The following is a 22,746-nucleotide window of genomic DNA, read 5'->3' on the forward strand; positions in this document are numbered from 1 at the left end:
CCTTTCGGGTACAGGGATTCCGACTGACCATTCGTCAGGTTCGCCGGCACGCCTCCACATAGATCGTCTCGTCGCTGCGGAACGCGGTGTCGAGATCTGCAATCTCGGTGTGCATGCCTTCACGATAGGCGCACAATTGCACCGCCTCGGGGCCGAAACCGGCCTCACCCAACACGTACTCCAACTCCTCCTGGTCATAGATCCATTGATGGCCGTAGTACCGGAAGATCTGGTTGACCAGGAACGCCTTGCGCTCGGGCATGGGCGGCCCGAAGCCGAGCATGCTCAGCCGTCGGCGGTGCCTCCCAAGGAAGCCGTCGTCGTTCACGTAGCCGGCCAGGTAGCGCCGGAGGTCCGGGGTGGTGATCCGCAGCACGCCGCCCGGGCGCAGCACCCGGTGGCACTCGCGCAGCCAGCCCAGCGCCACGGGGAGCGGCACGTGCTCGATCAGGTGCTCGGCGTAGACCCAGTCCACGCTGGCATCGGCGAACGGCAGCGGCCGGGAGATGTCGAGCTGGGTGAAGCAGCGCTCACCGTCGACCCGGTAGAGGGTGCCCGGCTCGGTCGTGGCCCCGGGGCCGGTGAGTGGGGTGATATCGGTGCCGAGACCCTGCGGGTGGGCGGTCTTGAATGCGGCGAACTCGATTCCGGTCAGGCCCAGGGCGAGGAAATCCTCGCGGCTGTGCGGAAGTGTGCCGGATATCGCTTCGAGTTTCTCGCAGTCCGCCACTCCGGCGCTGAATTCCTCCATCCGGACGGCCAGCTCCTCCGGATTCTCCCAGTCCCAGTCGGAGAACCTGTCCACTGCGGTACCGCCTTTCATTGGATATGCACGAGGTATCCGCGGGATATGAGCGCGGATCAGACGCCGAGATCGGCGAGGGCGCTGCGGTCGAGGTCGCCGGGGCGGGGGCGGCCGAGCAGCGCCAGGGTGTGTTCGAGTTCGTCCCGGAGCAGCCCGAGCACCCGGGCCGCCCCGGCCTCACCGCCGGCCGCCAGGCCCCAGAGCACCGGGCGACCGACCAGCACCGCCCGGGCACCGAGCGCCAGCGCGGTGGCGGCGTCGGTGCCGGAGCGGACGCCGCCGTCCAGCAGCACCGGAAAGTCGGCCGGGACGGCGGCGACCACTTCGGGGAGGCCGGTCAGGGTGGGCACGGCGCCGTCGAGTTGGCGGCCGCCGTGGTTGGAGACCACCACCGCATCCGCGCCGTGCCCGACCGCCAGCCGGGCGTCCTCCGCGGTCAGGATGCCCTTGAGCACCAGCGGCAGGCTGGTCCGCTCGCGCAGCCAGGCGAGGTCCGACCAGGTGAGCGTGGTCTCGAACTGCTCCTCGGCATGGGTGGCGATCGCGGACCTGCCGACCGCCGAACGGCCGGTGGACGTCATCAGCTCCGGCTCCAGGTTCACCGCCCTGACCTGCGGTGGAACGGCGAACCCGTTCCTCAGGTCGCGCAGCCGACGGCCGATCCTCGGGGCGTCCACGGTCAGCAGCAGCGCCCGGTAGCCGGCCTGTTCGGCCCGTTCCAGCAGACCGGCCAGCACGTCCCGCCGACGCAGCCAGTACAGCTGGAGCCAGAGCGGTCCGGTGGCTTCGGCGGCGATCTCCTCGACCGTCCGGCTGGCGAACATCGCGACCACCGTGAGCAGTCCGTGCCGCCCGGCCGCCCGGGCGGTGGCGGTCTCGCCCTCCGGGTCGACCAGCCGGTGGTAGGCCATCGGGGCCACCCCGATCGGCGCGGCGAGCGTGCTGCCGAGCAGGTCCACCGTCAGGTCCACAGTCGAGACGTCCACCAGCACGCGGGGGCGGAAGCCCCATCTGCCGTACTGGCTCAGGTTGCCCGCCAGCGTCCGTTCCTGGCTGCTGCCCCCGTCGATGAACTCCCGGATCGCGACCGGGAGCCGCCTACGGGCGTCCTCCTCGATCTCCCGTAAGGTCAGCGGATCCATCGGCTGCCACACCCTCCCGGGCGACCGCGTGCGGGCCGCTCCCGGCTCGGCAGCGTAGGGGCCCGATCCCTCATTGGTATAGACCTTGACCCGATCCAATCGTCTGTGCCAGGGTCGGGGAACGCGGAATTCCGAGCCGCTGAAAGTGAACCGACTGCCATCTTTGTCTCCCCCATTCGTGGAGTGGCGTTGACCGGTTTCCCCAGCTCTCCGCCCCCGCATTCCGGACCACCGGAAGCCTGGGTCGAGCACTTCCTATTGGCCGGTCCCGGTCAAGAAGAGTGTCTCCGGTTCGAAAAGCCGGTGACACGTACCGACTTGCGTTCCCTGGTCGCCGACCAGGTGACGCGACTGACCGCCGCCGGGCTCGCGCCCGGCGGTACGGTGGCCATCCGGCTGCCGCCCTCGCTCGGCTACGTCAGCACCCTGCTCGCCGCCTGGCGGCTGGGCGGCCAGGTCTGCCTGCTGGACCACCGGCTGACGGAGCACGAGGTGGCGGCGGCGCTGGCCCGGCTCGCCCCGCAGGTACTGGTCGAGGCGGACCGGCACCCGGCTTCGGGGCTGCGCGGGTTCAGCGAGATCGAACCGGTCGCCGTCCCGCTACCCGACGGCCGACCGGCCCGATCGCCGCACGTGCTGGTGCAGTTGAGCTCCGGCTCGACCGGACCGTCCAAGGTGATCGCCCGGACGGCCACCGACCTGCTCCGCGAACTCGCCTGCTACCGCGCTCTGTCCGGCTTCCCACAGGCGGGCGAGCGGACCGTGCTGCTCTCATCCGTGGTCCATGTCCTGGGCCTGGTCGGCGGATTGCTGCACAGCCTGCACAGCGGGGTCCGACTCAACTTGCCGGAACGGATGACGGCGGCCGGCATCCTGGCCGCGATCGCCGAGGACGGCTCCCCGACCACCGTGATCGGGGTACCGTTCCACGCCGAACTGCTCGCCGGGGTCCGCGTCCCGCGCCCGTTGCCCCAGCTCACCCGCATCATCGTCGCGGGGGAACTGACCAGGCGGGGCGTGGCCGCGGCGATCGGCGAACGGTACGGCGTGCCGCTCGGGACCATGTACGGGATGACAGAACTCGGTGTGATCGCCGCCGATCTCACCGGCACCCTGTACCCCGGCACCCGGCCGGTACCCGGTCTCGAACTGCGCATCGAGCACGGCGAACTGCACATCGCACGGGCCGACTCGCCGTACCTGGGGCTCACCGATCCGAGCCGCTGGTCCGACGGATGGCTGCACACGCGTGACGCCGCCGAGCTGGACCGGGCGACCGGCCTGCTCACCGTGCTCGGCCGACGGGACTCCCAGGTCTCGATCGGCGGCCTCAAGGTCGACCTGACCGAGGTCGAGCACACCCTGACCGCGCTGCCCGAAGTCCGGGAGGCCGTGGTGGTGTTCGAGTCCGGCGCGGTCGCGGCCTACCTGGTCCCGGCCGACGGCGCCGGGGCCGAACAGATCCGGGCCGGGCTGGAACTCCGGCTTGCGGGTTACAAACGCCCCCGGCGGCTGTCCCTACTGCCGGCACTCCCCCGGACCGCCACCGGCAAGCTGCTGCGCGACCCGGCCGGGCTGCGCGCGGCGGCACTGACCGGGCGCTGACCCCTCTGTACCACCGCCCCGGGCCATGCCCGGGAGTCGCTCACCTCCCATCGATCCTTGAACGGAGCCCCCGATGCAGGACGCCATCCGCGAGTTCGTGCTCGCCGCCCTGACCGCGATGAACTACGACGTCTCCGAGGCCACCGGTGACACCGACCTCGGCCCGGCCGGTCTCGACCTGGAGTCACTCGCGCTGGCCGACCTGGCCGTCCAGGTCGAGGAGGAGTACGGCGTGAAGTTCGACCTGGACGACATGGAGGGCACCGCGCTGATGACCCTGGACGAGTTCACCGCCGACGTGGCCAAGCGCCTCGCCGCCGCCGGTACCCCGGCGTGACCAGGGCGCCGCTGCCCGACCGGGCGGAGGTGCTGACCGTACTGGCGCATTTCCACGACCGTCCGCCCGAGACGGTCGAGGAGCAGCTCGGATCGCTCGAACTCACCTGGCTTATCGCCGAGTTCGAGCAGCGCTACGGCGACCTGGAGCTGCCCGACGAGGCGGTGGACGCGGTCCGTACGGTCACCGACGCGGTCGAGCTGCTGCGGGGTGCGGTCGGCCCGGCCGGACGTGGGCAACCATGACCGGCATCCGGGTCGCGGTCACGGGAGTCGGAGTGCGCTCCGCGTTCGGTGCCGGGATCGGGCCGCTGCTCGCCGCCGCCCTGCACGGCACGCCGGGGTTCGGGCCGGTCGACCGCTTCGACGTGACGCACCGCCAGGCCCGCCGGGCCGCGCTGGCGCCGGGCTCCCCTGTCCTCGGCGAAGCGATCACGACGGTACTGACGGAGGCGACCGACCAGGCGGGCGTGCCCGGCGGTCCACTCCTGCTGGCCCGGCACGGCGACCCGGTCACCGCTGCCGACTGCGCACCCGTGCACGAGCGTTGGGGCTCGGGCCGGGTGTACACCGGGGCCTGCGTGGCGGCCGGTACGGCGGTGGCCGACGCCGCGGCCCTGATCGTCACCGGACGGCAGGACCGGGTGCTGGTCGCGGCCGGCTACCTGGTCGAACCGGACACCTTCGCGGTCTTCGACGCCGGCCGGGCACTGGCCCGGGACGGCACGGCCCGGCCGTTCAGCGCCGGCCGCAGCGGGCTCATGCTCGGCGACGGCGTGGTGGCTGTGGTGCTGGAATCCGAGGCGGTGGCACTCCGGCGCGGCGCCGAGGTACTGGCCGTGCTGGCGGGCTGGGGTCGGGCGGGCGACGGCTACCACGTCTGCCGCCCGGCACCCGACGGCTCAGGGCTCGCCCGGGCCATCCGGGCGGCACTCGGCCGAGCCGGGCTGGCTCCTGGTCAGATCGACTACGTGAACGCGAACGCGACCGGCTCACCGCTCGCGGACCAGGCGGAGGTGCGCGCGCTGCACACGGTCTTCGGGCCGAACCCGCCGCCGGTCAGCTCCAGCAAGTCGGTGCACGGGCATGCCCTGGAGGCGTCGGCCCTGCTCGAGCTGGTGGTGACCGTGGAGGCACTGCGGGCCGGCCTGCTGCCGGTCAACGCGGGGTGGCTCGGGCCGGATCCGGAGTGTGCGCTGGATCTGGTGCTGAACGAGCCTCGGCAGGTCGGGTCCGGGGCGCGGGCGCTCCGGTACGCGCTGAGCCTCAACTCAGCCTTCGGTGGCGCCAACACCGCACTGCTGGTGGCTGCGGCATGAGCGTTCTCCGCGTGCTGGCGCAGGGCCGCTGGCCCGAGCCCGGCGACACCGCCCTGCCCCGGCTGCCCGGCTTCACCGACTCCCCGTTCAACCCACTCATCGTAGCCGCCGCCGAACGCTGCCTCCGCACCTGGGACCGCGAACTACCCGGCCGCACCGGACTGTTGCTCACCAGCGCCAGCGGCGACCTGGGCACCGCCCGAGCCATCGGCGCGGCAGCCGCCGGCCACCGCCGCGTACCACCACTGTTGTTCTTCCAGTCCAACCCGAACGCGGTACTCGGCCACCTCGCCGCCCGCTGGAACCTGACCGGCCCGGTGGTGGCCACCAGCCCACCGATCGTCCCCGTACCGGGCGAGGTGCCACCCGACGCCCTTGAACTGGCGTCCCTGCTGCTGGCCGACGGCGACGCCGACCAGCTCCTGTTGATCGCCGCCGAACAGGCCGACCCCGCCGACCCGGGCCAGGCCGTGGCCGTACTGCTCACCGCCTGACTGACACCACATCACCAGCCTCCGCCGCTGCCCGCCAGCGGCTCATCTCACCGGCATGGCCACCGGCCATCGGGAGGGACAGATCCACCGTGAGCATCCGCAGCATCCGGGCCCGACTGGCGGACGACCCCGCCGTGGGCGCAGGCAACGTCCTGACCACCCGGATCGCCCTCGGCGAGGGCCTCGACGAACCACTGCTGACCTTCGACACCCCCGTCGACGACCACGCCGCCTGGCAGCCCTTCACGCTGCGGGAGCTGGACCGCGCCGTCCGCGCCCGAGCCGCCGCCCTGCACAAGCTCGGCATCGGCCGCCGCGACCCGGTGGTGATCTACGCGAGCGCCGCCGCCGACCACGTGCTCGGCTTCCTGGCGCTGGCCAGGCTCGGCGCGATCCCGGCGCTGCTCAACCCCAACCTGGACGGCCAGAAGGCGGCCCGCTACATCCACCGGCTCCGCGCCACCGGTGTGTTGACCGACCCTGCCCACCTCGAGCTGCTGACCGGGTACGACCCGGGTGCCCCGCTCCTGCCGGAGATCGCCTCGCTCGCCGACGGCGACCCGGCCGCCGCCCCCGAGCCGTACCGGCACTGGGGCGGCGACCCGGTGGCGATCACCCACTCCTCCGGCACGACCGGCCTGCCCAAGGCCGTGGTGCACTCGCACGACAGCCTGTACGCGGCGATCCGGCACCGCCTGGCGCTGCCGCGCCCACAGGGCTCGGAGCGGATGCTCTCCGCGCTGCCCTCCCCGCACGCCGCCACACTGATCATCACCAATCTGGCGCTGAGTTCGCAGGCCCAGCTCGCGCTGCTCTCCGCGCAGGGCGGCGCGGGCGTACTGGACGCGGTGGAGAGCTGGCAACCACGCGGAGTCATCGGCTTCGCGGCCACCTGGGCCGACCTCGCCCGGCACAACCTGAGCAGCCGTCAGCTAAACAGCGTGGCGCTCTGGTGGAACACCGGTGACTGCGCGCACGAGGCGCACATCCGCCGCCTGATCGCCACGGGCTCCCGTGAGGAGGTCACCCGCGCGGGCCGGGTCCGCACCCCCGGCTCGGTGTTCGTGGACGGCCTCGGCTCCACCGAGATGGGCCACTCGCACTTCTTCATCACGCACAGTCGCGACACCGACCGCTACGGCCGCTGCGTCGGCCGCCCGCACGCCTTCGTGGACTGCGCCGTCTTCGGCCCGGACAGCACCGAGCTCGGTCCGAACGAGATCGGCGAACTGGGCACCAACTCCCCCACGCTGGCACTCGGTTACTGGAACGACTCGGTCACCACCTTCCGCACCCGGGTCCGTGGCTACTTCCTCACCGGCGACCTGGTGTACCGGGACGAGGAGGGCTACTACTACCACGTGGACCGCGCGGTCGACTCGGTCGAACTCCCCGACGGGCACCGGCTGTACACCGCGATGTCCGAGGAGCGGGTGCTCGCTGCCTGCCCCGAGGTGCTGGACTGCACGGTGGTCGCGGTCCGCGAGGGTGACGACGTGGTCACCGACGTGCTGCTCCAGCTCGATCCGGAGGCCGACCAACTGGCCGACCGCACCAAGGAAGTGACGGCCTCACTGGACGAACGGGTGGCCGCCACCGTACGCCGGGTGCTGATGGTCCCGGACGACCGCATCCCGCTCGGGCCCACGGGCAAGGTCCGCAAGGTCCTGCTCCGCGAGTGGCACCTCGCGAGCAGCACCACCGGGATCGCCCGGTGACCGCCGCCCCGGTGAGTTCTGGCCCCGTGACCGGCGCCGTGGTGACCGGCCTCGGCCTGTTCACGCCCCTGGGCCGGAAGGTTCCGGAGGTCTTCGAGGCGCTCACCGCCGGACGCACGGGCATCGGCCCGGTCCCCGAAGGCCACCCGGCGTTCGGCTGGCTGCGGGCCGCTGGGATCGCTCCCGCGATCGACGGCCGCGAGGTACTGCCGCCGACCGGGACCCGCTGCGTGGACCGGTTCGTACTGCTGGCGCTGGCCGCCGCCGACGACGCGCTGGCCGACGCCGGGATCGTGGTCGGCCGGGACGTCGCCCCGGACCGGATCGCCGTGGTGCTGGGCACCGGCGGCGCGGGCCTGGAGACCTTCGAGCAGCAGTCGCACCGCCGTCTTGAGCGCGGTCGGCCCGCCGTCAGCCCCTACCTGCTGCCCGGCATGCTGGCCAACATGGCGGCCGCCCGGATCGCCATCAAGCACGGTGTCCGGGGCTACAGTTCGGCACCCGTCACCGCCTGCGCGGCGGGGGCCCAGGCGGTCGCCGAGGCGCTCCGGCTGATCCGGGCCGGCGAGGCGGACGTGGTGGTGTGCGGCGGCAGCGAGTCCTCGCTGCATCCGACCATTGCCGCCGCGTTCACCAATGCCCATGCGCTGGCCCAGGGTTGGGAGGACCCCGGACGCGCCAGCCGTCCGTTCGACGCCCGGCGGAACGGCTTCGTGCTCGGTGAGGGCAGCGCTGCCCTGGTGGTCGAACGGGCCGAGCACGCTGACGCCCGAGGTGCGGCGGGCTACGCCGACCTGGTCGGCTGGGGCGGCAGCACCGACGCGCACCACCCCACCATGCCCCGTCCGGACGGCGCCGGAGCGGCCGACGCGATGCGCCTGGCGCTGCGCAGCGCCGGTCTGACTCCCGGTGACATCGACTACGTCAACGCGCACGGCACCGGCACCAAGCTCGGCGACCTGGCCGAAGTCGCCGCGCTGCATACGGTCTTCGGCACCGGGCAGCCGGCCGTGAGCTCGACCAAGGGCGCCACCGGTCACCTGCTGGGTGCGGCCGGTGCGGTCGAGGCGGTGGTCTCGGTACTGGCCGTGGCCTGGGGCGAACTGCCGCCCACCGTCAATCTGGACGATCCCGACCCCGCCTGCGATCTCGACCACGTCCGCAGCACCGCGCGCACCGGCCGGGTCCGAGCCGCACTCTCCAACTCCTTCGCCTTCGGCGGTCACAACCTCAGCCTGATCTTCGGGCCGCCGTCCACCCGCGCCACCAGACACCAGCCGGGAGAGACCCGTTGACCGTCCAGAGCATCGCCCACGTCGAGTTCCACTGCGCCGACGCGGACCGGTTCGCTGCCCACCTGGTCGAAGCGTACGCCTTCACCCCGGAGCCACCGGCCGCCACCGAACCGGGCGTCCGCCGGATCTGGGTGAGCCAGGGCGCGATCCGCCTCCTGCTCTGCTCGGCCGACCAACCGGTCCATCCGGTGGCCGAGTTCGTGGCCCGGCACGGCGACGGGGTGGCGGTCTTCGCACTCGGCTGCACCGATCCGGCGGCCGCACTGGACCAGGCGCTCCGCAACGGAGCCCGACCGCTGGCGCCCGGCCTGGTGGCGGGCTTCGGCGACGTGGCCCTGCGCTTCGTCGCTGATCCGGAGCAGCCGGCCGCCACAACTGACCTGTTGCAGTTCCTGGACCACGCCGCACTCTGCGTCCCGGCCGGGGAGCTGGCCGGTGCGGTGAAGTTCTGCGAGCAGGCGCTCGGCTTTCACCGGATCTTCGACGAGTACATCGAGGTCGGCGCCCAGGCGATGGACTCCAGCGTGGTGCAGAGTCCGTCCGGCCTGGTCACCTTCACCCTGATCGAGCCGGACACCGCCCGGCCGCCGGGTCAGATCGACACCTTCCTGGACCGGCACCGGGGCCCGGGCGTCCAGCACCTGGCCTTCCACACCGGCGACATCGCCACCGCCGTACGCGAACTCGTTTCTCGCGGCGTCGAGTTCCTCACCACCCCGCAGACCTACTACGACTCGCTACCTGACCGGATCGGGGCCACCGGCGTCCCGGTCGAGACCCTGCGCGAGCTGAACGTGCTGGTGGACCAGGACCACGGCGGCCAGCTGTACCAGATCTTCACCCGCTCGGCGCACGACCGGCGGACCTTCTTCCTGGAGCTGATAGAGCGTCAAGGTGCGGGAACCTTCGGCTCCGCCAACATCCGGGCCCTGTACGAGGCCGTCGAGCGCCAACACGCCGCCACGACGGTCACCGCCACCCCGGCCGCCGCCGAAACCGTCACCTCCACCCCCGCCCCGGCCACCTGAGGAGCACCGATGACCGAGTTCGAACTGACCGAGGCCGAACGGGCCCTGCTGCCGACGCCGGCCGAGGTGGCGGGGTACGCCGAGCACGGCTGGTACCTCTCCCGGAAGCTGTTCACCGACGAGGAGCTCAACCTCCTCCAGGACGCCACCGAGAAGTACTACGAGGGCCACCGCGACCGCGCCTTGGCCGTCCGACCGCCGAACCTGGCCGCCTGGGATCCGTCGCACGGGCCGGTGCAGCGGCACAACGACTACGTGCACTACGAGAGCGAGGCGATCGGGCGGATCCTGCGCAAGCCGCTGCTCGGGGCCGTCGCCGCGCTACTGGCCGAGGCCGAGGAGATCCGGGTCTTCCAGGCCACCCTGATCTACAAGCCGCCCATCGCGGGCGAACCCAGCAACCGGGTGCCCTGGCACTTCGACCGGCACTACTGGGCCACCAGCACCTCCGAACGGATGCTGACCGCGTTCGTGCCGTTCCACGACTGCGGGGAGGAGCTGGGCACCATCACCATGGTGGATGGCAGTCACCGCTGGCAGGAGCGGCCGGCCGAGGAGGACTCCAGCCGCCACTTCGCCCAGCGCGACCGCAGCGAGCTGGAGCAACTGCTGATCGAGAACGCCCAGTTCAACGGCGCCCAGGTCCGCAAGATCCCGATGGTGATCCCGCGCGGCCACGTCAGCTTCCACCACTGCCGCACCTACCACGGCAGCGGCCCCAACCTGGCGGCGACCCCGCGCCGGGCGGTCTCGCTGCATCTCCAGGACGGCGCCAACGAGTACCGCGCGCACACCCGGCCCGACGGCACCCAGGTCGCCTACAACCACGACATCCTGGTCCGCCGGACGGCCGACGGACGCCCCGACTACGCGGACCCGGAGTTCTGCCCGCCGATCTGGCGGGGAGCGGTATGAGCCTGGACTCTCCCGCCGACCGGTACCGGATGGTCCGGCTGATCCGGGGCTTCGAGGAACTGGCCCTGGAGCTGGTCCGCTCCGGCGACGTCATCGGCGGCATCCATCCGTACGTCGGCCAGGAGGCCGTCGCGGTCGGGGTCTGCTCGGCGCTGGGGCCGGAGGACCGGCTGACGAGCACCCACCGGGGCCACGGCCACGTGCTCGCCAAGGGCGCGGACCCGGCCCGTCTGCTGGCCGAACTGACCGGCCGGGAAGGCGGGTTGAACCGGGGCCGGGGCGGCTCGATGCACGCCGCCGACCTCTCGCTCGGCATCTTGGGCGCGAACGGCATCGTCGGCGCGGGTGCGCCGATCGCTGTCGGCGCCGCTTGGGCGGCCCAACTGACGGGTGAGCAAAGAGTGGTGGCGAGTTTCTTCGGGGACGGCGCGCTCAACCAGGGTGTCCTGCTGGAGTCCTTCAACCTGGCGGCGATGTGGCGGGTTCCGGTGGTCTTCGTCTGCGAGAACAACGGCTACGCCACCACCCTGCCGGCCGCTATCGGGGTGGCGGGCAGCGTCCTGGGTCGGGCCGAGGCCTTCGGCATACCGGCGGTGACGGTGGACGGGATGGACACCGAGGCCGTCCGGGCGGCCGCGCTGGCGGCGGTCGCCCGTGCCCGGGAGGGCGGTGGGCCGAGCTTCCTGGAGTGCCGGACGTACCGGTTCGAGGGCCACCACACCATGGAGCGGCGGATCAAGCTGGACTACCGTACGGCCGAGGAGGTCGCATCCTGGCGGAACCGCGACCCGCTCACCCGGGCTGCGGCACTGATCGGGGACACCACCACCCTGGACGCCGAGGTGGCCGAACAGCTGCGGGGCTCACGGGAGTTCGCGCTCGGCTCACCCGCGCCCGATCCGGCCGGCGCCTCCGACCACCTGTACGCGAGCGGACTACGGCCGAGGGCGGGGGCGGCGGCATGAGCCGGCTCTCGTACACCAAGGCACTGAACCGGGCGCTGGCCGACGCGCTGGCCGAGGACCCCTCGGTCTGTCTGCTCGGTGAGGACATCGGGGCCGGCCTGGCCGGGCCCACCCTCGGACTGCAGAAGCGGTTCGGGTCGGCGCGGGTGGTGGACACCCCGCTCTCCGAGCAGGGCTTCACCGGGGTGGCGGTCGGTGCGGCCCTGGCCGGGCTGCGGCCGGTGATCGAGTTCCAGATTCCCGCCCTGCTCTTCTTGGCCTTCGAGCAACTGGTGAACCAGGCTCACAAGTTCTCGCTGATGACGGGTGGTCAGGCCAGTGTGCCGCTGACCTGCCTGGTACCGGGCTCGGGCTCCCGGGACGGCTGGGCCGGGCAACACTCGGACCATCCGTACGGGCTGTTCGCACACATGGGCGTGAAGACGGTGGTGCCCGCGACCCCGACCGACGCCTACGGACTGCTCCGTTCCGCCATCGCCGATCCCGACCCGGTGGTGGTCTTCGCCCCGGCGGCGGCGCTCGGCGTCCGCGAGGACGTCACCGGGCCGCTCACCGCGGTCCCGCTCGGCCGGGCCCGGGTCCACCGGCCCGGCACCGATGTCACGGTGGTCGCCGTCGGCCATCTGGTGCACGAAGCCCTGGCCGTGGCTGGGGAGTTGGACGCGTACGGAATCTCGGTCGAAGTGCTTGACCCGCGCACCCTCCATCCCTTCGACTGGGAGGCTCTCGGCGCCTCGCTGGAGAAGACCGGGCGCTTGGTGGTGATCGACGACTCCAACCGCAGTTGTGGGATCGGGGCGGAGATCCTGGCCACCGCCGCCGAGCAGTACCGCCTGACCGCCCCACCCCGCCGGATCACCCGCCCGGACGGCGCCGTACTGCCGTTCGCCCGCGAGCTCGACCGGGCTCTCCAGCCCGGCCGGGACCAACTCCGGCACGCCGTTCTCGCCGTCCTCGCACACTGAGCCTCCCGGGAGCAGAGATGTCCGACAACCGTTACAGCTGGGACCGTACGCACCCGGGCCTGTCCGGCCTCCAGGCGGCCATCGAGCCGCTCCGCCGCCAGGTGGTGGACCACTCCGTCTACGCCGAGCTGAACAGCCGGCCCCGGGTCCGCGCCTTCCTCGAACGCCACGTCTTCGCCGTCTGGGACTTCATGTCGCTGCTGAAGAGCCTTCAACGCGAGCTCACCAGCGTGGACGTGCCGTGGCTGCCGACCGGTCCGACCGCGAGCCGAAGACTGATCAACGAGATCGTGCTGGTGGAGGAGAGCGACCAGCTGGGAGAGGGCTTCACCAGCCACTTCGAGCTGTACCTCGACGGCATGCGCCAGGCGGGCGCCGACACCGCGCCGATGACCGCCTTCCTGGAGCTGCTGGGCAGTGGCACCCCGGTGCCGGAGGCGCTCAAGCTGGCGCAAGTACCCGCGGCGGCGGCCGACTTCACCTCCATCACCTGGAGCATCATCGAGAACGCGCCGGTGCACTGCCGGGCGGCGGCCTTCGCCTTCGGCCGCGAGGACCTGATCCCGGAGATGTTCGAGCAGGTGATCCGGATCGAGGACCCGGACGGCACCCTCACCGTTTTCAAGGACTACCTGGCCCGCCACATCGAGGTGGACGGCGAGCAGCACACGCCGATGGCGATGCAGATGCTGATCGACCTGTGCGGTGACGACCAGCAGAAGTGGGACGAGTGCGGGGAGACCGTGCGGACCGCCCTGGCGGGCCGGGTCGAGCTCTGGACCAGCGTCCAGACGGCGTTCGAGGAGCTGACGGACTGACAGGAGGCCGGTGGGGAACGCACTCTGGACACAACCTGACCGGTACATGTAGAAAGGCGTCCCGGCAGCGTCCCCCTCCCAGTCCTCCGACGTACAGCGCCTCCCCCTCACCCGTGCGCTCGACGGTTCGCTGCCGGTTCGCAGTCTGTCTCATCGCATCCCGCCCGGGGACCGGGCCGACCCATGGCTCGGTCCTTCCGGCGCCCCCGAGATCCGAGGAGCACGATGCACATCCGCATGCGAACCGCCGCCGTCGCCACCGTGGTCGCCCTGGCCGCCGGCACGCTCACCGCCGCCGCCCCGGCCGTCACCCCCGACGGCGCGGCCTCCCGTTCGGCCGGCCCCGCCGGTGCCGAGGCCGCGCTCGATCGGACCGCTGTGGCGGGCGAGGGCCGGACCGTCCGGGACGTGATGGCCGATCCGGACGGCAGTCGGCACATCCGGTACGACCGCACCTACGCGGGGCTACCCGTGCTGGGCGGCGACCTGGTCGTCCATCTGGCACCCGGCGGCGCGGCCAAGTCCACCGACCGTGCCGTGGCGGGCCCGATAGCCGTCGCCTCCACCACGCCCTCGGTCTCCGCCGACCGCGCCGGGCAGCTGGCCGTCGGTGAGCTGAACCGCTCCGCCAGGGCGGAGGGCAAGGCCGTCCAGCAGGCCGAATCCGCAACGCAGTTGGTCATCGACGCACTACACGGAGCGCCCCGGCTGGCCTGGCAGACCACCGCGAGCGGGCAGGACTCGCTGGGCAACCCGGTCGCCCGCACCGTGCTGGTGGACGCCCGGACCGGCGCACAGATCGACGCCTGGGACGCGATCGAGACCGCCACCGGCGACGGGCAGTCCCTCTACGGCGGCACCGTCCCGCTGGAGTCCACCCTCTCCGGCTCCACCTACCAGCTCAAGGACCCGACCCGGGGCAACACCTACACCGGTGACGCGGCCAACAAGACCGACCTGTGCTTCGGCACCATCTGCTTCAGCCGGGCGCCCGCGACCCTGTTCACCGACGCCGACAACCACTGGGGCACCGGCAGCAACGCCGACCGCGCCACCGCGGCGGTGGACGCCCAGTACGGCACCAACGTCACCTGGGACTACTACAAGAACGTGCACGGGCGGAACGGCATCGCCGGCGACGGCAAGGGCGCGTACAACCGGGTGCACTACGGCAGCGCCTACAACAACGCCTTCTGGCAAGACAGTTGCTTCTGCATGACGTACGGCGACGGGGACGGCAACGTCTTCGGCCCGCTGGTCTCGCTGGACGTGGCCGGGCACGAGATGTCCCACGGTGTCACCTCGCGGACCGCCAAGCTCACCTACTCCGGCGAGTCCGGCGGCCTGAACGAGGCCACCTCGGACATCTTCGGCACCCTGGTGGAGTGGTACGCCGCCAACGCCGGCGACCCCGGTGACTACCTGATCGGCGAGGAGATCGTGAAGCCGGGCTTCGGCAAGGAGGCGCTGCGCTTCATGGACAAGCCGTCCAAGGACACCAAGTCCGCGGACTGCTGGAGCTCCAGCGTGGGCGGCCTGGACGTGCACTACTCCTCCGGCGTGGCCAACCACTTCGCCTTCCTGCTCGCCGAGGGCAGCGGCGCCCGGGTGGTCAACGGCGTCTCCTACGACAGCCCGACCTGCAACGGCTCGACCGTCGGCGGCATCGGCCGGGAAAAGCTGGGCAAGATCTGGTACCGCGCGCTGACGGTCTACATGACCTCCGGCACCGACTACGCGGGCGCCCGCACCGCCACCCTCAAGGCCACCACCGACCTCTACGGGGCCGGCAGCACCGAGTACGCCGCGGTCGCCGCCGCCTGGTCCGCCGTCGCGGTCAACTGACTCGTCGGCAGTGTGCGTTCGGTCCGGAGCGGGTCACCGCTCCGGACCGTCCCGGCGTCCGCCTCGAAGTAGCCGGCCAGCCGGTCCAGCAGCCGTTGGAAGTTGGCGGTGTCCTGCTCGTTCACGGTGAGGGCTTCGCAATCTGACGGTACGTGAGTTCGACTCCGCCGATGCTGCCCCGCCCGGCTCAACAGCCGATAAACGTCCCACTGTTCACTCTGGCCGAGAACCGTGGGGAAACCGCTCAGAACCGCCCGAGCACCCGGTCCACGGCGATCTCGATCGCCACCCGCGCCGGGTTCACCCTGGGCGCCCGGTACCGCTCGGTGTACCGGCGTACCGCCTCGGCGACCGCCTCGGGCTCGGACCGGACCACTGCCCTGCCCTCCAGCGTGCACCACCGCGCCCCGTCCACCTGGCAGACCGCCACCCGCAGCCCGGCCTCCCCGGCGGCCAGCACGTTGAGCGCCTTCCGGCTGCTGCCGCTGCTGATCACCCGGGCGATCCTTGTCTCCGGGTCGTACGTCACCCCGACCGGGGCGACGTGCGGGGTGCCGTCCGGGCGCAGCGTGGTGAAGGTGGCCAGGTGGCGTTCCCGCCAGAAGTCGTGGAAGGAGTCACCGAGGGCGCCGAGGTCATGAGCCATGCCGGAATGCTACGTGCCTGCTCGGCGGCGTCGGCGCGCGGTACGGTACCTCCCGTCAACCGGGTACGGGAGGGGTCACAGTGCGGGAGTTCGACGTCGAGGGGTTCGCGGCCTGGCCGCCGCAGGGCGGGGCGAGACGCCGCGGCAAGCGACTGCGGGAGAAGACGCCGCGCGAGTCGCACGGCCGGCTGGAGCTGCCGGCCGACCGGCCGGACGTGGTGGCGTCGGTGGAGTCCGCCAACGTCGGACGGCTGCCGCACCTGGCGCCGATCCGCACCGGGCGGATGGCCGCCTCGCCGTTCGCCTTCCTGCGCGGCTCCGCCGGGCTGATGGCCCACGACCTGGCCGTCAGCCCCACCAGCGGCCTGACCGCCCAGCTCTGCGGGGACGCGCACGCCGCCAACTTCGGCCTGTACGGCGACGCCAGGGGCCGGCTGGTGATGGACATCAACGACTTCGACGAGACCGTCCCCGGCCCCTGGGAGTGGGACCTCAAGCGGCTGGCCGCCAGCCTGGTGCTGGCGGGCCGTCAGTCCGGCGCGAGCGAGGACGAGTGCCGGGGTGCCGCGTACGACACGGTCGGCTCCTACCGTCGGACCATGCGGGTGCTGGCCGCGATGCCCGCCATAGAGGCGTGGAACGCGATCGCCGACGAGCAGCTGGTCGCCGTCGCCGACGCGCACGAACTCCGGGACGTGATCAGCGCGGTGGCCGCCAAGGCGCTGCGCAACACCAGCGCCCGGTTCGCCGCCAAGGCCACCGTGGCGGACGGGGACGGCCGGTACCGCTTCACCCCCGCCCCGCCCGTGCTCAGCGAGGTCGACGACCGCACCGCCTCGGGGGTGGCCTCGGCCCTGACCGACTACCTGGCCACCGTCCCGGCCGAGTTGCACCCGCTGCTGTCCCGGTACAGCGTCCAGGACGTGGCCTTCCGGGTGGTCGGCACCGGCAGCGTCGGCACCCGCTCGTACGTGGTGCTGCTGCTCGACCAGCGCGGCGAGGCCCTGGTCCTCCAGGTCAAGGAGGCCAGGCCCTCGGTCCTGCTGCCGCATCTGGCCAGGGCCGGGTACGGAGTGGCCGGGCCGGCCGTCCACGAGGGGCGGCGGGTGGTGCTCGGGCAGAAGCGCATGCAGGTGGTCAGCGACACCCTGATGGGCTGGACCACGGTGGACGGACTCCCTTACCAGGTCCGCCAGTTCCGCAACCGCAAGGGCAGTGTGGACCCGGCCGCGCTGCAGCCCGGACAGCTCGACGACTACGGCCGGCTGACCGGCGCGCTGCTGGCCAGGGCGCACGCGCACACCGTGGACGCCGCGGTGGTCTCCGGCTACTGCGGCAAGAACGAGGCGCTGGACGAGGCGATCGCCGCCTACTCGGTGGCGTACGCGGACCGGACCGAGGCCGACCACGCCGAACTGGTCACGGCCGTCAAGGCGGGGCGGCTCCCGGCCGAGAGCGGGATCTGACCGACTGGTGGTGCCGGGGGCGCTCGTGACCGGAACGGTGCGGTCGCTGGCCGGTTCGCGCCCTGTCGGGCGCGACACCCCGGGGTTTACGGTCAGTGCTGGCCCGGAATCGCTCCGTCGATCTCCGCCCCGTCCCCCGGCCCAGTATCCCTCGGCACCACCAGCAGAGGAAGAAGCAGTCATGACCACCGCTCCCCTCGTCCCCCTGCACTGCCTGCGCCAGGCCGAACCGGGTCCGCCTCGGCTCACCGAACTCCCCACCGGCACCCCGGCCTGGCTGCTCACCCGGCACACCGACGTCCGGCAGGCGCTCACCGACCCGCGCCTGGACCGGGCCTCCCTCTACGCGCCGGACGCGCCGGAGCTCTCCGTCGTCCCGAACCTGCTGGACGACCCGGACGGCCTGCTGAACATCGACGGCGTGGAGCACCAGAAGCTTCGCCGCACCGTCCAACGCGCCTTCACCCCCCGGGCGATCGAGCGCTGGCGCCCGTGGGTCTCCACGGTCGTCGAGGAGCTGATCGACGAGCTGGTGGCCCAACCGGCCCCCGCCGACGTGGTCGCCGGCTACACCCGGCGGCTGCCGGTCGCCGTGATCAGCCGGCTGATGGGCCTGGACGGGCTCGACCTGCGCAAGCTCGGCGACTGGAGCGACCACGCGCTCTCCACCACGGCGTACACCGCCGAGGAGATCCAGCGGGCGATGGCGGAGTTCGCCGAGTTCAGCTTCAATCTGGTGCTGGAGCGGCGCAAGAGCCCCGGCGACGACCTGGTCAGCAGCCTGGTCCAGGCGGCCGACGAGACCGACGGCGTGACCGAGATGCAGCTCACCAAGCTGGTGCTCGGGCTGGTGGTCGCCGGGCACGAGACCACCATGACCACGCTCGGCAACGCGCTGGTCTTCCTGCTCACCGAGGACCGCCCGGCCTGGGCCCGGATCGGCGCCTCCCGGGACGAGGCCGGCGTCGCCACCGAACAGCTGCTGCGCACCATCCCGCTGGGCGACCGGACGGCGCTGCCGGGGATGCTCCGGCGGGCCACCGAGGAGCTGGAGATCGGCGGGGTCACCATCCCGGCCGGTGCGGTGGTGGCCGCCGACACCTTCGCGGCCAACCACGACCCGGCGGTCCACCCCGTGCCCGCCGAGGGCGAGTGGGCGGACCTGTTCGCCCCGGCCGGGGCGTCCACCCTGACCTTCGGCGCCGGGCCGCACCACTGCCTCGGTGCCTGGTTGGCCCGGATGGAGCTGGAGTCCGGCCTGCACAGCCTGGCCGCCCGGCTGCCGGAGCTCAGGCTCGCCCACCCCGTCGAGCGGATCGAGTGGCGCGAGGGCCTGCTCACCCGCAGCCCGCTCACCCTCCCGGTCACCTGGTGAGCGCCCCGCTGGAGAGCCGGGTCGACCGCACCCGCTGCGTCGGCACCGGCGCCTGCGCCGCCACCGCACCCGCCGACCTGACCCTCGGCCCGGACGGCCGGGCCGAACTGCTGGCCCCGGCCCCGGTCCACCTCGACCAGCTCACCGAGGCGGCCGAGTTCTGCCCGGTCGAAGCCATCACCATCCACCGCACCGACACCGGCGAACAGGTCGCGCCGGACTGGTGACGCCGCCCCGACGCCCGCCCGGTCCACCGTTCCGACGGGCCAGGCCCTGCGGGCGTCGGGTCAGCTCCGCCGGCCGCCGAGCCCCGGTGGCCAGCGGCTCTCCCGCGCGGAGACCGGGCGCTGACGCTGGACCAGCCGGACCACGGCCTCCGGGGCGCCCTGCTGGCCCCGGATGCCCGGGAAGGCGTTCACGTCCACGATCAGCGGGGCGCCTCCGGTCTCCAGGACGTCCACGCCGTAGACGTCCAGGCCGAACACCTCGCCCACCCAGAGCGCCAGTTCGGCCAGTTCCAACGGCACGGTCCAGCTCTCGCTGCCGGTACCGGCCGCCAGTTCGGAGCGGCGGAGCTCGCCGAAGACCTGGCGGCCGACCACCCAGAGCTTGCGGTCCCAGCCGTCCCCCTCGGCGAACTTCTGGTGGACCACCGGCTCGTCCGGCCACTGCCGCCGGAGCTCGGCCAGTCCGGCCGGGTCCTGCACCTTGGCGACCAGGTCGTCCTTGCGGCTGTGCCTGCTCTTCACCACCAGCGGATAGCGCAGCGCGTTGGGCGACAGCGACGGGGCGAACGGCAGGCCCGCCTCCCCGGCCAGTTCGGCCATCAGCGCCCGGTCCTGGCACCGCTCGGTGGCACCGACCGAGTTGAGAACCACCGCACCCGCCGCCTCCAACCGCCTGGCCAGCCCCAGCGCGGCCGGCGTCCGGGCCTTGAGCAGGTAGACGTCGGCCGGGTCGGCCGGGTCGGGGGCGGCGAACTCCACCCAGTGCCCGGCCGCCGTGAGCAGCGCCGCCGTCGCGGTCAGCAGCGGGTGCCGGGGGTCGCAGGCGATCACGCCGACCCTCATCGCACGCCCCCGCCGACCGCGTCCAGCGCCGTCCTGGGCACCGGCAGCACCGGGGCCGGTGTCGTCGCGCCTCGCCGGGCCAGGTTGATGATCGCCCGGGCCACGCGGGGCACGGCGTCCGGCACCTGACGGAAGCTCGGGAAGTCGTTCACGTCGACCACGATCGGCCCGTCGGGGCCGAGCACCACGTCCACGCCGTACAGGTCGAGCCCGTAGACCGCGCCGACCTCGGTGACGATCGCGGCCACCTCGGCGCTGAGCGGCACCGGCCGCTCCTTCCGCTTGCCGGGCACCAGCGGTGAGGTCCGTTCGGTGCCGAACAGTTCGCCGTCCACGCAGTAGACCTTGAGGTCGATGCCGGAGTTCTGCACCCAGGGCTGGGCGATCAGCATTCCTTCGCCCGCGAACTCACCGGCGGCCAGCACCAGTTGCCCAGGGTCGTCGACCCGGTGCACGGACCGCCCCTGGCTGCCCTCGGCCGGCTTGACCACCAGCGGGTAGCGGTCGGCGGGTATCTGCGCCAGGTCCGACAGCCGGGCCGCCGCCCAGGTCTCGGGGACGGGCAGCCCGAGGCCGGCCGCCCGGACCGCCGCGCTCGCCTTGTCCCGTACGCACCGGATCGACCGGGCGTCGTTCACCGTGGTCAGCCCGGCCGCCGCGGCGGCCTCCAGCAGGCCGAGCCCCGGTCCGCCGGAGACCGTCTTCAGCACCCACGCGTCGTGACTGCCCGCCCGGACCAGCCGCCCGAGGTCGAGCAGCGAGCCGCCAGGGCGCAGCACGTCGACCCGGTGGCCCCAGTCCGCCAGCTGCCGGACCACGTCCACCGGTATGCCGTCGTTCCGGTACTGCTCCTCCACCAGAAAGCAGAACCTCATCCGCACCGCCCCCTACCCCGCCCACTGTCTGCCCGTCAGAGACCGACAGAATGCCACGAACAGGCCGACCCAAGATCATTCGCACCGTAAGGAATCGGCAACGGACCGGCCACGATGCCATCCGGAACGTCACGGGCGGGTCCCGAAGTCGCTGCGGGCAGGCGCCAGTCGGCCGCCGTCGGGCCCTGCGCCGGACCGGCCCATTACTCTCTCTTGATGAAGACTTGTCCGATCAGGGCAGGTCATCGGGATCGTGAAGGAGGGGCAGTGCACGAGACCGTCAGTCCGGGCCCCGTCCGGACGGCTCCGGACGGACCACGGATACCCGGCCGCCCCAGGGGCTCCCGCGGCCCCACCGGGCCGGAGCCGCTCCGGCCGCGCGGGCTGCACGACCTCCGGCGCCGGCCCACGCCCCCGGTGCTCCTCTACCCGGCCGACGACGTGGTGGTGGTCTCCGGGCTCCCGGGCAGCGGCAAGAGCACCCTGATGCGGCGCTGCGCCAGAGCGCCGGTGATCGACTCCCAGCAGAGCCGGGAGCACTGGGCCGGCCGCCTGCCCGGCTGGCTGCCGTACGCGCTGTACCGGCCGCTGGTGCGGCTGCGGCACTACCTGCGGCTGCGGCGGGCCCTGCTGACGGGCGGTCCGCTGCTGGTGCACGACTGCGGCACGCTGCCCTGGGTGCGCGGCTGGCTCTCCAGGACCGCTACCCGGCAGGGCCGCCGGCTGCACCTGATCGTGCTGGACAGCAGCCCGACCCAGGCCAAGCAGGGCCAGCGGGCCCGGGGCCGCCGGGTCTCCGCGTACGCCTTCGCCAGGCACCGCCGGGCCACCGCCCGGCTGCATGCCAGGCTGGCCGCCTCGGCCGGTCCGGTGGACGGCTGCGCGAGCACCGTGCTGCTCTCCCGGCCGGGCGCCCTGGAGCTCCGGCGGATCGGCTTCGGCGAGCCGCTCTCCGTGTGACACCCATGAGGCAGGACGGGTGAGCCGCCGGGCGGGTCGCGCGGCGCGCCGGGGTCGGCTGGCTAGGGTGCGGTCATGCCCCCTACCTCACGTGAGGCGCGCCTCCGCCGGCTCGCCGAGCGGCTCGGCACCCAGCACCGCGTCAAGGTCGAGCCGCTGTTCGACCCGGCCCGGAAGAGCTGGACCCTCCGCTGGTACGACGGCCCGGCGGTGGCCGCCGTCCGGTCGGCGCTGACGCAGGACGGACCGGAGAACGCGGCGGTGCTGGCCCGGCGCGACCTGACCACCCGGGCGCTGGCGCTGGCCGCGATCCGGGAGACCAGGGCGGGCGCGCTGCACCGCTGGGTGGGCAACTGGGGGCAGCGGTACCACCTGGAGCAGATGATCGGCGACCGGCCGTACCCGGAACGCACTGCCGATCAGCGGGAGGAGCGGATGCTCACCCGGCTGCTGGCGGCCGCCACCACCGGCAGCTCGGCGGTCCCGGACGAGAACCGGGCCTTCGAACTCATCGCCCGCGACGGCATCGCCTGGCTGCTCCCGGAGCACCGCCTCACCGAGCCGGACCGCGCGGACGGGGCCGACGGCCTGGCGCTCTCCCCGATCGAGTTCCTGACCTCCCGTTACGCCACGGCCGAGCACCGGTCCGCTTGGGAGACCGCGCTCACCCCGATGCCGCTGCAGGCCGCGGTCGCCGCCGTCCGGGCCGACCCGGACGCCGCGCCGGAGGCGGCCAGGGCCGCGCTGGCGCTGCTGCCGACGCTGCGCGCCGAGCGGACCGAGGAGCTGGACCTGGCCGAATCGGCGCTCGCCCGACTGGCCGCCGAGGCCTGAACGTTCGTACCGGGTCGCACACTTGACTGTTCGTTGACCACCCCGCTGAGATGGGCGGGTGAGCGAGAAGAGATCATCCCGACTGGTCGGGATATCGGGCTGCGTACTGATGGTGCTGCTGGTGGTGGGGCTGATCCTGCTGCTGGTCTGGGCCCTCGGCGGCAGCGGCACGTCCTCCCAGTGGCACTGATCCCGGACCGGGAAGGGGTCCGGAATCAGGTCGGCCGACCACTGGTAGGAAACTTTCCTAACCGCTAGCATTCACCGCGG

At 72.6% G+C, this 22,746-nt stretch carries 25 protein-coding genes; 19 read left to right on the top strand and 6 right to left on the bottom strand.

Translation table 11 applies throughout. The features are described from left to right. Positions 1 to 34: 34 nt before the first annotated feature. Complete coding sequence (locus tag ACKUU6_RS01265) at positions 35 to 805, bottom strand: class I SAM-dependent methyltransferase (RefSeq protein ID WP_407986480.1); 771 nt, start codon at positions 803 to 805, stop codon at positions 35 to 37. Positions 806 to 861: 56 nt separating this feature from the next. Further along, on the bottom strand, positions 862 to 1,947 hold the full coding sequence (locus ACKUU6_RS01270) for an alpha-hydroxy acid oxidase (RefSeq protein WP_407986481.1): 1,086 nt from the start codon (positions 1,945 to 1,947) through the stop codon (positions 862 to 864). Between the two features lie 303 nt (positions 1,948 to 2,250). On the opposite strand from ACKUU6_RS01270, the gene ACKUU6_RS01275 reads away from it, so the two are divergent. From ACKUU6_RS01275 to ACKUU6_RS01335, 13 genes are all read left to right on the top strand, one after another. Then, on the top strand, positions 2,251 to 3,552 hold the full coding sequence (locus tag ACKUU6_RS01275; protein ID WP_407986483.1) for a class I adenylate-forming enzyme family protein: 1,302 nt from the start codon (positions 2,251 to 2,253) through the stop codon (positions 3,550 to 3,552). 73 nt (positions 3,553 to 3,625) lie between these two features. Next, positions 3,626 to 3,889 carry a phosphopantetheine-binding protein gene (locus tag ACKUU6_RS01280; protein ID WP_407986484.1) on the top strand — a complete coding sequence of 88 codons (264 nt, stop codon included), beginning with the start codon at positions 3,626 to 3,628 and terminating at the stop codon, positions 3,887 to 3,889. Then, on the top strand, positions 3,886 to 4,134 hold the full coding sequence (locus ACKUU6_RS01285; RefSeq protein WP_407986485.1) for an acyl carrier protein: 249 nt from the start codon (positions 3,886 to 3,888) through the stop codon (positions 4,132 to 4,134). The genes ACKUU6_RS01280 and ACKUU6_RS01285 overlap by 4 nt, the downstream gene beginning before the upstream one ends. Next, a complete protein-coding gene (locus ACKUU6_RS01290) occupies positions 4,131 to 5,207 on the top strand; it encodes a beta-ketoacyl-[acyl-carrier-protein] synthase family protein (protein ID WP_407986486.1) in 1,077 nt (358 codons plus the stop codon). Before ACKUU6_RS01285 ends, ACKUU6_RS01290 begins: the two co-directional genes overlap by 4 nt. After that, positions 5,204 to 5,701: a hypothetical protein gene (locus tag ACKUU6_RS01295; RefSeq protein ID WP_407986487.1), complete on the top strand. Its 498-nt coding sequence runs from the start codon at positions 5,204 to 5,206 to the stop codon at positions 5,699 to 5,701. The genes ACKUU6_RS01290 and ACKUU6_RS01295 overlap by 4 nt, the downstream gene beginning before the upstream one ends. A gap of 89 nt (positions 5,702 to 5,790) precedes the next feature. Further along, positions 5,791 to 7,419, top strand: a complete 1,629-nt coding sequence (locus ACKUU6_RS01300) for a class I adenylate-forming enzyme family protein (protein WP_407986488.1) — start codon at positions 5,791 to 5,793, stop codon at positions 7,417 to 7,419. An 11-nt stretch (positions 7,420 to 7,430) separates the two neighbouring features. Continuing rightward, a complete protein-coding gene (locus ACKUU6_RS01305; RefSeq protein WP_407986489.1) occupies positions 7,431 to 8,714 on the top strand; it encodes a beta-ketoacyl-[acyl-carrier-protein] synthase family protein in 1,284 nt (427 codons plus the stop codon). After that, entirely contained in the window at positions 8,711 to 9,742 is a 1,032-nt protein-coding gene (gene hppD / locus ACKUU6_RS01310; RefSeq protein ID WP_407986490.1) for a 4-hydroxyphenylpyruvate dioxygenase, read from the top strand. The genes ACKUU6_RS01305 and hppD overlap by 4 nt, the downstream gene beginning before the upstream one ends. 9 nt (positions 9,743 to 9,751) lie before the next feature. Further along, on the top strand, positions 9,752 to 10,657 hold the full coding sequence (locus tag ACKUU6_RS01315; protein WP_407986491.1) for a phytanoyl-CoA dioxygenase family protein: 906 nt from the start codon (positions 9,752 to 9,754) through the stop codon (positions 10,655 to 10,657). Beyond that, entirely contained in the window at positions 10,654 to 11,622 is a 969-nt protein-coding gene (locus tag ACKUU6_RS01320) for a thiamine pyrophosphate-dependent dehydrogenase E1 component subunit alpha (RefSeq protein WP_407986492.1), read from the top strand. The genes ACKUU6_RS01315 and ACKUU6_RS01320 overlap by 4 nt, the downstream gene beginning before the upstream one ends. Continuing rightward, positions 11,619 to 12,587 (top strand): alpha-ketoacid dehydrogenase subunit beta, encoded by a 969-nt coding sequence (locus ACKUU6_RS01325; protein WP_407986493.1) that lies wholly within the window; start codon positions 11,619 to 11,621, stop codon positions 12,585 to 12,587. The genes ACKUU6_RS01320 and ACKUU6_RS01325 overlap by 4 nt, the downstream gene beginning before the upstream one ends. A gap of 17 nt (positions 12,588 to 12,604) precedes the next feature. Next, positions 12,605 to 13,405 carry a DUF3050 domain-containing protein gene (locus ACKUU6_RS01330; RefSeq protein ID WP_407986494.1) on the top strand — a complete coding sequence of 267 codons (801 nt, stop codon included), beginning with the start codon at positions 12,605 to 12,607 and terminating at the stop codon, positions 13,403 to 13,405. A 225-nt stretch (positions 13,406 to 13,630) separates the two neighbouring features. Then, positions 13,631 to 15,250, top strand: a complete 1,620-nt coding sequence (locus ACKUU6_RS01335; protein ID WP_407986495.1) for a M4 family metallopeptidase — start codon at positions 13,631 to 13,633, stop codon at positions 15,248 to 15,250. Here the strand turns inward: ACKUU6_RS01335 and ACKUU6_RS01340 are convergent. Both ACKUU6_RS01340 and ACKUU6_RS01345 read right to left on the bottom strand, forming a co-directional pair. Next, on the bottom strand, positions 15,184 to 15,375 hold the full coding sequence (locus ACKUU6_RS01340) for a hypothetical protein (RefSeq protein WP_407986496.1): 192 nt from the start codon (positions 15,373 to 15,375) through the stop codon (positions 15,184 to 15,186). The two genes, ACKUU6_RS01335 and ACKUU6_RS01340, sit on opposite strands and share 67 nt — an antisense overlap. 119 nt (positions 15,376 to 15,494) lie before the next feature. Continuing rightward, positions 15,495 to 15,896, bottom strand: coding sequence for a TIGR03618 family F420-dependent PPOX class oxidoreductase (locus ACKUU6_RS01345; RefSeq protein ID WP_407986497.1), 402 nt, complete (start codon positions 15,894 to 15,896; stop codon positions 15,495 to 15,497). Between the two features lie 80 nt (positions 15,897 to 15,976). Between ACKUU6_RS01345 and ACKUU6_RS01350 the strand changes: the two genes are divergently transcribed. The 3 genes from ACKUU6_RS01350 (at position 15,977) to ACKUU6_RS01360 (ending at position 18,964) form a co-directional block, all read left to right on the top strand. Beyond that, entirely contained in the window at positions 15,977 to 17,362 is a 1,386-nt protein-coding gene (locus tag ACKUU6_RS01350; protein WP_407986498.1) for a DUF2252 domain-containing protein, read from the top strand. A gap of 181 nt (positions 17,363 to 17,543) precedes the next feature. Continuing rightward, complete coding sequence (locus ACKUU6_RS01355; protein ID WP_407986499.1) at positions 17,544 to 18,737, top strand: cytochrome P450; 1,194 nt, start codon at positions 17,544 to 17,546, stop codon at positions 18,735 to 18,737. Further along, positions 18,734 to 18,964, top strand: a complete 231-nt coding sequence (locus ACKUU6_RS01360) for a ferredoxin (RefSeq protein WP_407986500.1) — start codon at positions 18,734 to 18,736, stop codon at positions 18,962 to 18,964. The genes ACKUU6_RS01355 and ACKUU6_RS01360 overlap by 4 nt, the downstream gene beginning before the upstream one ends. A gap of 60 nt (positions 18,965 to 19,024) precedes the next feature. Here the strand turns inward: ACKUU6_RS01360 and ACKUU6_RS01365 are convergent, their stop codons facing one another. Further along, complete coding sequence (locus ACKUU6_RS01365) at positions 19,025 to 19,807, bottom strand: ATP-grasp domain-containing protein (protein WP_407986501.1); 783 nt, start codon at positions 19,805 to 19,807, stop codon at positions 19,025 to 19,027. Beyond that, positions 19,804 to 20,682 (bottom strand): ATP-grasp domain-containing protein, encoded by an 879-nt coding sequence (locus ACKUU6_RS01370; RefSeq protein WP_407986502.1) that lies wholly within the window; start codon positions 20,680 to 20,682, stop codon positions 19,804 to 19,806. The genes ACKUU6_RS01365 and ACKUU6_RS01370 overlap by 4 nt, the downstream gene beginning before the upstream one ends. A gap of 267 nt (positions 20,683 to 20,949) precedes the next feature. On the opposite strand from ACKUU6_RS01370, the gene ACKUU6_RS01375 reads away from it, so the two are divergent. The 3 genes from ACKUU6_RS01375 (at position 20,950) to ACKUU6_RS01385 (ending at position 22,666) form a co-directional block, all read left to right on the top strand. After that, positions 20,950 to 21,642 carry an AAA family ATPase gene (locus tag ACKUU6_RS01375; protein WP_407986504.1) on the top strand — a complete coding sequence of 231 codons (693 nt, stop codon included), beginning with the start codon at positions 20,950 to 20,952 and terminating at the stop codon, positions 21,640 to 21,642. A gap of 75 nt (positions 21,643 to 21,717) precedes the next feature. After that, positions 21,718 to 22,476, top strand: coding sequence for a hypothetical protein (locus tag ACKUU6_RS01380; protein ID WP_407986505.1), 759 nt, complete (start codon positions 21,718 to 21,720; stop codon positions 22,474 to 22,476). A gap of 58 nt (positions 22,477 to 22,534) precedes the next feature. After that, complete coding sequence (locus tag ACKUU6_RS01385; RefSeq protein ID WP_407986506.1) at positions 22,535 to 22,666, top strand: hypothetical protein; 132 nt, start codon at positions 22,535 to 22,537, stop codon at positions 22,664 to 22,666. The last annotated feature ends 80 nt before the right edge of the window (positions 22,667 to 22,746 follow it).

It is taken from the genome of Kitasatospora sp. CMC57 (genome assembly GCF_045866025.2).
Taxonomy (GTDB): Bacteria; Actinomycetota; Actinomycetes; order Streptomycetales; family Streptomycetaceae; genus Kitasatospora.

What these genes read in the sequence shown, in the direction of transcription:
- ACKUU6_RS01330 (WP_407986494.1), top strand. Translation starts at nt 12,605, where the DNA reads ATGTCCGACAACCGTTACAGCTGGGACCGTACGCACCCGGGCCTGTCC.
- ACKUU6_RS01370 (WP_407986502.1), bottom strand. Translation starts at nt 20,682, where the DNA reads ATGAGGTTCTGCTTTCTGGTGGAGGAGCAGTACCGGAACGACGGCATA.
- ACKUU6_RS01315 (WP_407986491.1), top strand. Translation starts at nt 9,752, where the DNA reads ATGACCGAGTTCGAACTGACCGAGGCCGAACGGGCCCTGCTGCCGACG.
- ACKUU6_RS01345 (WP_407986497.1), bottom strand. Translation starts at nt 15,896, where the DNA reads ATGGCTCATGACCTCGGCGCCCTCGGTGACTCCTTCCACGACTTCTGG.
- ACKUU6_RS01320 (WP_407986492.1), top strand. Translation starts at nt 10,654, where the DNA reads ATGAGCCTGGACTCTCCCGCCGACCGGTACCGGATGGTCCGGCTGATC.
- ACKUU6_RS01280 (WP_407986484.1), top strand. Translation starts at nt 3,626, where the DNA reads ATGCAGGACGCCATCCGCGAGTTCGTGCTCGCCGCCCTGACCGCGATG.
- ACKUU6_RS01290 (WP_407986486.1), top strand. Translation starts at nt 4,131, where the DNA reads ATGACCGGCATCCGGGTCGCGGTCACGGGAGTCGGAGTGCGCTCCGCG.
- ACKUU6_RS01325 (WP_407986493.1), top strand. Translation starts at nt 11,619, where the DNA reads ATGAGCCGGCTCTCGTACACCAAGGCACTGAACCGGGCGCTGGCCGAC.
- ACKUU6_RS01380 (WP_407986505.1), top strand. Translation starts at nt 21,718, where the DNA reads ATGCCCCCTACCTCACGTGAGGCGCGCCTCCGCCGGCTCGCCGAGCGG.
- ACKUU6_RS01335 (WP_407986495.1), top strand. Translation starts at nt 13,631, where the DNA reads ATGCACATCCGCATGCGAACCGCCGCCGTCGCCACCGTGGTCGCCCTG.
- ACKUU6_RS01355 (WP_407986499.1), top strand. Translation starts at nt 17,544, where the DNA reads ATGACCACCGCTCCCCTCGTCCCCCTGCACTGCCTGCGCCAGGCCGAA.
- ACKUU6_RS01270 (WP_407986481.1), bottom strand. Translation starts at nt 1,947, where the DNA reads ATGGATCCGCTGACCTTACGGGAGATCGAGGAGGACGCCCGTAGGCGG.
- ACKUU6_RS01295 (WP_407986487.1), top strand. Translation starts at nt 5,204, where the DNA reads ATGAGCGTTCTCCGCGTGCTGGCGCAGGGCCGCTGGCCCGAGCCCGGC.
- ACKUU6_RS01365 (WP_407986501.1), bottom strand. Translation starts at nt 19,807, where the DNA reads ATGAGGGTCGGCGTGATCGCCTGCGACCCCCGGCACCCGCTGCTGACC.